We start from the raw sequence: 8,353 nt of genomic DNA on the forward strand, positions 1-8,353 counted from the left end.
GAAATCGACGCTTGGCAAAGGACTTCGAGCGAACCATCAAATCCGCAACTGCACTTCTATATGCAGCTGCCGCCGTCGTCCTCATCAGGCGCATCGCTCGTTACGCATGAGATTCAAGACAGGCTCTGAGGCGCTCGCCTTCCATTTCGATGCCGGCAGTGATTGCCTTTTTCGTAGCGGTCGCAAGCGGCCTTGCTCTTAGACGGCGACATAGCTGGGTGGGGCTAGTGCTTCATATCTTTGGACAGATCGTTATCTGGCTGTCGATCTTTTGTTTATCGCTCGCGATCGCCCTTTATACAGCCGGCTAGGGCGACGCTGGACTGACGTTGGCGGTGTTATAGGTTAGCAACTGCCCACGCGCCGACCGAACTACCTTATCACAGCCGCGCTTTCTCAGCGTCTTCCTCTGCGTATTGGCGGGATCATAGCTTACGAGCTGCTTGGCAGCGTTATTTCCTTCCCCGACGCCCGGCACGTTCGTAAGCTCTAAGGCGTCCGGCCACCATGTCGCCAGAAAAGGGATCGCATGTTCAACCTGATAATGCGGTGGTTCGACTGGGCCGGTGGCGTCGGGACGATGCCCCTCGTGCGAATGTTCGAATACACTGAGGATCACGTCGCCGATCAGTTTCTCCAGGAACGACTTCCTTTGCTCGACCGGCTCACTCGTCTGCCGTGCCTCTTCATGGGCGAGGGCACCGGCGAGGAGGTTTGTCACGTCGGTACGATCACCCGCGCGCGCGTTGCCAATGGCGACGTCCATTTCGAGTTTGTCCTTGACCGGGAGGTGCCGCCTCTCACCAATGCGACCGTCTTTGCCGGCCGCGGCCAGCTCGATATGCCGCACGACTTCGAGTTCTCTCGCAACCACTGGGCAGTGAAGGATATCGACCTATACCGCTTTCTGATGCGTAACGTCCGGCCTGGGCGGCAGCGACCGAGCGTGTTCCAGCTCTCCGATCATGAGAATATCGAGCCCCAACTGGCCTCCGCGATGATGCCATTCGATGCCGCCTTCACACCGGTTTACGATAGCATTCGCGAAGCCGCCGAAGCCGCTGGCCTGCGATGTCGACGAGCCGATGATATTTGGGAGAACCCCGCCATCATCCAGGACGTCGTGTCGCTGATCGATCGGTCCCGGGTGGTCATCTGCGACTGCACTGGGCGCAATCCGAACGTCTTCTACGAGGCGGGCATCGCGCACACCCTCGGCCGTGAGGTGATCCTCATCACTCAGAGCGGTCAAGACATTCCTTTCGATCTACGCCACCTGCGCTACATTCCTTATCTGAATAATGGAGAGGGCCGCGCCAGTCTCTCGGCGGCGATCCGTGGCCGACTCCAAACGATCATCGGGCACTAGCTTGTAGCGTCCTACCGCCGGAGCGCCGCGAACCGGGATCGTAGGGCTCCCTCAAGTGTCTGCCGTCCCTCGCCGTTATTAAGGTACGGCTGATATCGATGGTGTTGCAGGTCAAAGGGGATGTCGGCCGCGGATTGAGTGATCGGCACAACATGTTTCCTAAGCGTATGAGCAATCCCGGCTTCGTAGAAGACGTTCGGATTGCGACCGGTGAAATCGCACACCACGATGTGCGCCTTGAAGATCAGCGAGAAAACGTCTTGAATCACTGCTGAGTGCAGCCAGATGTCCTTGGCGCGCAGCGTCCGGTAGCTGGCCGCGGCGGCCGCGCGCGTGATCGTCTCGAACACAGGTTCGAACTCGGGCGCGAAGGGGGTCATCACCGCGATAAGGTCTGGCTCGACGCTACCCTCCGGTACCTCGAAAACGCTTGGTGTGAAGATGATGGTGCGACCCTGACCAGCGCTCGTGGAGATGAGCTCGCCGTCGTCGCCGTAGCGATCGCGAATGAAGCGGGCGACGATCTGCAGGTTGCGCGGATCCCGTTCGACGATCGAAAAGAAGACCCCATGAGCGTTACCGGAATAGTCCGGATCGTTGAAGCTGAGGCTTCGCAGCAAGCGATCGTGCCCCCTAATCGCATCGAGCGCACCGGTGTGGACGCCAAGCTCCTGCCAGTCCCCGGCATTGAAATTGGCGACGGCGAGTCTGGCGAGCCGGATAAGCCATTGACGATCATTCTCGCTCAAAGGTGACTGGAGCACTGAACGATTTCCTTCTTTGCTTGATGCGCGGTCGCCTGGCTCATTATTCCGCCGTTGACGTTGGCCGGGGCGCAGCACCGGGCAGGATGCGCTGATGGTAGGTCTCCGAGACGAAGTCGATGAACGCGACCGCGGCGGCAACCGCTAGCCGGGCGTGACGCGGCTCGAGGCCGCGGTGCTTGCCATCGCGGCCGTGCCCGGAGCCGTAGAGACCGCGGATCTCGGCAAGATACTGGGTGATCGTCGTCAGGTTGCGCAGCAGCAGCCGGATCGCCTCGGCGCCCTTCGCCTCGTCGGAGATGCCCTCGGGCACGAGCTTCAACTCCTTGGTGAGCAGCTTGGTGAGCTCGGGCAGCGTCGCCGTCTTCGGGAAGGTGACCGACTGGCGGGTCAGGATCGACTTGCAACAGGTCTCGACCAGGTCCTTGGCGGTGCCGATCGCCAGCGCCGGATCGGCCTCGACGGAAACTTCGAGGCGCTCGATTTCTTTTTGCATCCAGCCGGCGTCGAGAGCATCGGCAACGGTTCGCGCGCGGGATACCGACCGGCCGCCGGAGATGCCGGCACGCCGGGCAACAAAGCGGGGACGCCCGGCAATCCACTCTTCCTCGACCAGCTCCCACCCATCCTGGCGAAGCTGGTCGTTGTACTGCGCGACGAGCCTAATTGCCTCGTCCTTGTCGGGCCGGACGACGGGGTGGACGGTCTCGCAGAGGAAGCGCAGGAAGGTGTCGTCAGGGCCGTTCGCGAGCCCGAAGCGTGCGTCGTCATAGACCCAGTCGTCACCCCAATCGAAATTGTTGACGCGGTGCTGATAGATGTCGCCAGCGGCATCCTTGTAGCGTGAGTCGTATGAGGGAAGCGCGTCGAGCGCATAGATGCGCGCGAGAAAATCGACCTCGTCGAGCTTGCCGCTCCAGCCCACCGAGTCGATGCGCAGTCCATCTATGATGTTTTGGCGAGTCTGCCGCCGGATCCGCGCGTTGGGCCGCGCCAGTGCGCCAGGATCAGCCAGTCGCGGGACGATCTTGGCGCTGTACCAATCCTCGGTAAATGGTTCGAGCACCGCCTTCAGTCGCTGGGTTATTTGATCCTCGATCCCGTCTTTCGCCCCGCCGAGCAGAGCATAGTCGGCGGGCTCGACCGACAGGTAGACCGTCCACTGCTCGGTACCGCCGTTCCAATTGTCGTACCCGGTGCGCTCCACCCGGGGCGTCGCGCCGCGCAGCAGTTCGGCCGCCTGCTGCATCCGCTCCGCCGTAAGCAGCTCCTCGACTGTCGCGAGATAGCGCGACGGCTGTTCCAACAGATCCTGCATCCAAGCGCTCTCCAGCCTATCATGTCGTCCGCTCAGCGGATCGCCACCACTTTCGCGCCGACGTCTGTGGCCACATCCTTCCACGCGCGGTCCGCGGTATAGGCCGGCACGCCAAGCCGCTTTGCGAGCGCCAGGCAGAAGCGGTCGCCGAGCGACAGCCCGGCCGCGCTGGTCGCAGCGCGCAGCGCGCCCGCCTCCCAGCCCAGCGCCTCGTCCGCGGGCACGACGGTGTAGGGCAAGGCACCCAGCATCGCCCTGATATCCTCGAGCGGAGCGCCGAGGTGAACGAAATGGCTCACAACCTCGGCCTGATTGAACACCCCCACTGCCGCCTCACTCACCACGCCGGCGACCTTACTTCCTCCGCGCTCCCCCTTCAGCAGGGCCAGGATGGCGGAGGCATCGAGAACAGCCTCCGTCACTCGCCGCTGTCCGTCCGGCGGCTTGCGAGGAAAGCATCCACGGAGGCGTCCGGATGGCCGGCATATTTCTTGGCGATCGCCTGCGCCCGCGCCACCGCCTGATGAACGGTTCTGAGCACCACCCCATCCTCGGTTTCCTCCAGCAGCACCGCGCCGCCGCCCTCGAGGCCCAGGCGCTTGCGGATGCTTGCGGGCAGGCTCATGCGCCCGTTCGGGGTGATGTTCACTTGCACTGTCATGAGTCCCATCGCTCCGTATGTGGTAAGCGGTAGTCGCTTTACCACATCTTCCAGTTTGGGACCAGCATCGCCGGTCGCGTCGCAACCAGCACGACATGACATGTGCAGTAATTAGCGATAAACTTGATTCCCGCGAAAAGATGTTGGCGGTTTCGGGAGCACTTGTCGGTTCTCCTGAAAGGGTGGACTCGCGGCTAGATTGCCGCTTAGCGACGACGTGCACCTGAAACAGTGGACATTGTTCCCGAAACAGCGGACGATCGCCCAGCTGGGACCACCCGAGGCGTCGTGCCATGCGAACCGCGGACCTGAGGACGGCGAGCGACGCCGACTGGGCGGAGGCGCATCGCCGCGAGAAGATCATTCGCCCGCTCGCCTCGATGACGCGCGTGCCCGGCGATGTGGCCGCCCAAGCCATGGTCCAGCTGGAACTCGGCCGCGCTCGCTTCCACAAGCTCCTGCAACTCTACCGAGCCACGCCCGCTGCGGCGTCACTGCTGCCGCGACCGCGAGGAAGGGAGAAGGGGGAGCAGCGGCTCTCGGCCGCGGCTGAGCATCTTATCGCTCGCGGCATCGCTGATTTCTACCTCACGCTCGAGAAGCCCAGCGTTCAGGCGCTCCGCCGCTGGCTGCGACACGAAGGAACGAAGATCGGGGTCAAGGTGCCCAGCACCAAGGCGATCCAGGCCCGGTTGGACCGGCTCGCTCCCCAGCTCGTTACGGCCCGCAGACAGGGTGCCAAGGCAGCCGCTGACAAGTGGGAGCCAACGCGAGGCGTGCTCGAGGCGGACTACGCGCTTGAGCTCGTCCAGTCGGACCACACGCTGGTCGACGTGATCGTTGTCGACGACCTGTACCGCAAGCCTATCGGCCGGCCTTGGCTCACGCTGATGATCGACTTGGCGAGCCGAACCGTGCCCGGCTTCCACCTCGACATGCTGGCGCCGTCCGCTGTTTCGGTCGGTATGTGCATGCGGCACGCCGTTCTCCCCAAGCGGGACTGGCTGGCCGAGCGGAGCATGAAGGCACCGTGGGACAGCCAGGGGCTCATGGATCGGCTGCACCTCGACAACGCGCGCGAGCACCGCTCAGACGCGCTGAAGCGCGGCTGCCGAGCTCATTCGATTGCGCTCGAATATCGGCCGGTGCGTCGGCCGCACTTCGGCGGTCACATCGAGCGGCTGATTGGCACGATGATGGGGGCCGTCCACCTCCTACCCGGAACGACCTTCTCTAACGTCGCCGAGCGTGGCGACTACGATGCGGAAGGTGAGGCGTGTATGACGCTGAGCGAGCTGGAAGTCTGGCTCGCCGCGCAGATCATCGGCCCATATCATGCGGAGCGGCACCGCGGGATCGGCATTCCGCCCGCCCTTGCTTGGGCCGAGGGGGTGGAACGACGCCCGGAGCTGGTCCGCCTTCCGGCCGACGATGCCGCGTTCCTGTTCGACTTTCTACCCTGCGAGCTGCGCGCCGTGACACCACACGGCATCGAGCTGTTCCGCACTCACTATTGGGATGATGCGCTATCCTGCTGGTACACGCGGCCGGGGCAGACGATGCCGGTGCGTTGGGATCCCCGCGACCTTTCGCGCGTCTGGCTCGAGCTACCACACGGCGAGCACCTCGAGGTGCCCTACCGCGATCTGCGGCGTCCCGCGATCACCCGCTGGGAACAGAAGGAGGCGGTTCGCACTTTGCGGGAGCGCGGCCAGCAGGCTGTCGACGAGACGATGATCTTCCAGGCTGTGGAGACCCAGCGATTGATCGTCGCGGAAGCGGCGCACAAGACCAAATCCGCGCGGTTCGCGCTTCAGCGGACCAAAGCGGCACTGCGCGACGCCCGTCGGGCGAGGGGTGGCAGCAAGCTCCGGCTTGAGCAGGTAACCCCTGCCGTTGGCTTATCTGCGGTAGAGGAGAGGACGGGCGGCGATCAGCCGGGGCTTCCTTATCTTGTCGAGGATATGCCCCAATGAGCGACCTCTCCCATCTCGCCGATGGTTATCGCGAGCGCGCGCGTTGGCCCGACGCCGACCGGATCGCCTGGATCCGCAAGGACCGGTGGCTCGGCTTCCCGAAGGCGGAAGCGGTGCGCAAGACGTTGGACGCGATGCTGCGCTATCCGCCGCGCACGCGCATGCCGTGCCTGCTGATCTACGGCCAAACCGGCATGGGCAAGTCGCGCATCGTGGAGCGCTTTGAGGCAGAGAACCCGCGCGGGTTCAACGAGGCTATCGGCGTGGCGACGATACCGGTCGTCGCCGTCCAGCTTCCACCGCAGCCGACCGACGGCGAGTTCTACGGCGAGGTGCTCGAGAAGCTCGGCGCCGGCTTCGCCGCGCGGGGGGACACGCAGCGTGCGCGCCTCCTGACTCGCCGGCTGATGGGGCAGGTGGGTGCTCGCATGCTGATCCTGGATGAGATCAACCACATGCTGGCCTGCACGCCGCGCCAGCAGCGCATCTTCCTCAACACGATCCGCTACCTCGCGAACGACCTGCAGATCCCGCTCGTCTGCACTGGCAACCACGAGGCGCAGGCGGCGCTGCTCACCGACGCGGCGCTCGCCGAGCGGTTCGACGCGGTCGAGATGGCTCGGTGGCAGAACGACGAAGCGTTCCGCCTGTTGATGGTCACGCTAGCTGCGATCCTGCCGCTTCGGAGACCTTCACAGCTGGAAGAGGAGCGTTGCCGCACGTCGGTACTCGATCTCTCCGACGGCAATACCGGGCGCATCTTCCGCCTCGTCGAGACGTTGGCTGTTCGTGCGATCGAGAACGGCAGCGAATGCATCGAGGCCAGAGACCTCGATGCCGACGACCTCGTGCTGCCCTCGGTCAGCATGAAGGTGATTGCCCAGCGCCGGGGGCGGGCGCGGGCCAGGGAAACGGTCTGAGCCGTGCCGGGCGCGCTGCCGATCGCGCCACGGCCTCATTCTGACGAGCTTATCTCCTCCTGGCTGGCGCGCATCGCCGCTTGTTACGAGATGTCCATCACTGAGTTGCGGCAGGAGCTATCCCCGGGCAGTGCAGGCACCAAGGTCAGAGCGGACGTAGGATGGAAGGGGTCGGAGGCGAAATCCGCGGCGCAACGGCTCCGTGTTGATCAGAATGCGATCATGCGCCTCAACCTGAAGCGCCGCTGGCCGTGGCTGGTGACCGCCTGGTTGCCACGAACCGACGGAAAAGGGCGAGCGCGAGGCGAGCTCGATCTCGCCTGGTGCCATGTCTGCCTTGCTGAGGGCCACGCCACAGGTGGCACCTACCTCGATGCCGAAGCGGCGCTCCCGCTCATCTTCTGTCACCGGCACGGCACCTGGCGGCAGGACTTCTGCCGCCGCTGTCAGCCCCACCAGGAGCCCCGCTTCAGCTGGCGGAGCCGGATCGAGTTCACCTGCACCGACTGCGGCGTACCTCTCAGAACGAACCATTGGAGCGGCCCGAGACCCGCGTCCGACTGTCGGTCGGAGGAGGTGTCCGCCGCCTTAAGCCTGCTGTTCGCCTTCGATGGCGAGTTGCGGAAGGCGCTGCTCGGCAGGTCTGCGTCGCTGACCGGGGTAGGGCAGGTCTCGGCTCGGCAGTTCCTCGCCGTGTTGGACGGGCTCACGCGAGCTTTTCTCGCACCCGACATCAACCGCACCAGCCGCATAAACCTGTTCAACAGCCCGCTGGTACCAAACCTGCCCAATCACGAGCCACAAACCTGGGAAGAGCAGCCCTTTCACGAGCTGTCGCCTGCATATCGTGCTCACGTCTCATGCGCTGTCATCGCACTGCTGTCGGATGAGCCGGTCAGCCGCCTGATGTCGGGCGTGAGGCTCGCTTACGAACGGCATTCGCTCGAATGGCTGCTCGCCAGCACGCCCAGATGGGTCCAGGCGACGCTGGTCCGCGAAAGCACCCGCTGGCCGGCACCGCTCCGCGGGCGCGTCGTGGCGCATCATCGGCGGACGGGTCTGGACGTCGACGACATTCTGGAGCAGTTTGGCGCGTGGCTTGACGAGCGGGAGCAGCGCTTGCGCGAACGAACGTCGCTGATCGGGTAAGGGCGCAACAAGCCCCTAAACAGCTGATCGACAGAGCAAATCTGCCAGTCCGATAACATTGATTATGTAAATACCGATACCATAACTGTCCATGTAAACTGTGTCCAGTGTGATGGCGAAAGGCTTGCAGTCACGGGGGTCTTTCAACAGTATCAGCGACCGTGTCCACTCCGTTCGCTACGACGCCCTGGCAGGC

At 63.9% G+C, this 8,353-nt stretch carries 8 protein-coding genes and 1 pseudogene; 5 read left to right on the forward strand and 4 right to left on the reverse strand.

What is annotated here, in order from left to right; translation table 11 throughout:
• Positions 1-110 (forward strand): annotated as a pseudogene (locus ACFQ24_RS04835) (IS5/IS1182 family transposase); the annotation flags it as partial.
• A 419-nt stretch (positions 111-529) separates the two neighbouring features.
• Entirely contained in the window at positions 530-1,369 is an 840-nt protein-coding gene (locus ACFQ24_RS04840; protein ID WP_380909391.1) for a hypothetical protein, read from the forward strand.
• An 11-nt stretch (positions 1,370-1,380) separates the two neighbouring features.
• Here the strand turns inward: ACFQ24_RS04840 and ACFQ24_RS04845 are convergent, their stop codons facing one another.
• From ACFQ24_RS04845 to ACFQ24_RS04860, 4 genes are read right to left on the reverse strand one after another with little or no spacing between them, the layout of a single operon-like run.
• The gene (locus tag ACFQ24_RS04845) at positions 1,381-2,133 is read right to left on the reverse strand and encodes a hypothetical protein (protein WP_380909393.1); all 753 of its coding nucleotides are present in this window, start codon (positions 2,131-2,133) and stop codon (positions 1,381-1,383) included.
• Positions 2,134-2,176: 43 nt separating this feature from the next.
• Entirely contained in the window at positions 2,177-3,451 is a 1,275-nt protein-coding gene (locus tag ACFQ24_RS04850; protein ID WP_037448111.1) for an abortive infection family protein, read from the reverse strand.
• A 32-nt stretch (positions 3,452-3,483) separates the two neighbouring features.
• Positions 3,484-3,873 carry a type II toxin-antitoxin system VapC family toxin gene (locus tag ACFQ24_RS04855; RefSeq protein ID WP_205499345.1) on the reverse strand — a complete coding sequence of 130 codons (390 nt, stop codon included), beginning with the start codon at positions 3,871-3,873 and terminating at the stop codon, positions 3,484-3,486.
• A complete protein-coding gene (locus ACFQ24_RS04860; protein WP_037448118.1) occupies positions 3,870-4,112 on the reverse strand; it encodes an AbrB/MazE/SpoVT family DNA-binding domain-containing protein in 243 nt (80 codons plus the stop codon). Before ACFQ24_RS04860 ends, ACFQ24_RS04855 begins: the two co-directional genes overlap by 4 nt.
• 293 nt (positions 4,113-4,405) lie before the next feature.
• Between ACFQ24_RS04860 and ACFQ24_RS04865 the strand changes: the two genes are divergently transcribed.
• The 3 genes from ACFQ24_RS04865 to ACFQ24_RS04875 are packed head-to-tail and all read left to right on the forward strand — an operon-like array spanning position 4,406 to position 8,157.
• Positions 4,406-6,088, forward strand: a complete 1,683-nt coding sequence (locus ACFQ24_RS04865) for a Mu transposase C-terminal domain-containing protein (protein WP_170172170.1) — start codon at positions 4,406-4,408, stop codon at positions 6,086-6,088.
• Complete coding sequence (locus ACFQ24_RS04870) at positions 6,085-7,008, forward strand: TniB family NTP-binding protein (protein WP_380909396.1); 924 nt, start codon at positions 6,085-6,087, stop codon at positions 7,006-7,008. The genes ACFQ24_RS04865 and ACFQ24_RS04870 overlap by 4 nt, the downstream gene beginning before the upstream one ends.
• A 3-nt stretch (positions 7,009-7,011) precedes the next feature.
• Positions 7,012-8,157, forward strand: a complete 1,146-nt coding sequence (locus tag ACFQ24_RS04875) for a TniQ family protein (protein WP_082102867.1) — start codon at positions 7,012-7,014, stop codon at positions 8,155-8,157.
• The last annotated feature ends 196 nt before the right edge of the window (positions 8,158-8,353 follow it).

Origin of the sequence: Sphingobium olei (assembly GCF_042678845.1) — a bacterium.
Classification (GTDB): Bacteria; Pseudomonadota; Alphaproteobacteria; order Sphingomonadales; family Sphingomonadaceae; genus Sphingobium; species Sphingobium olei.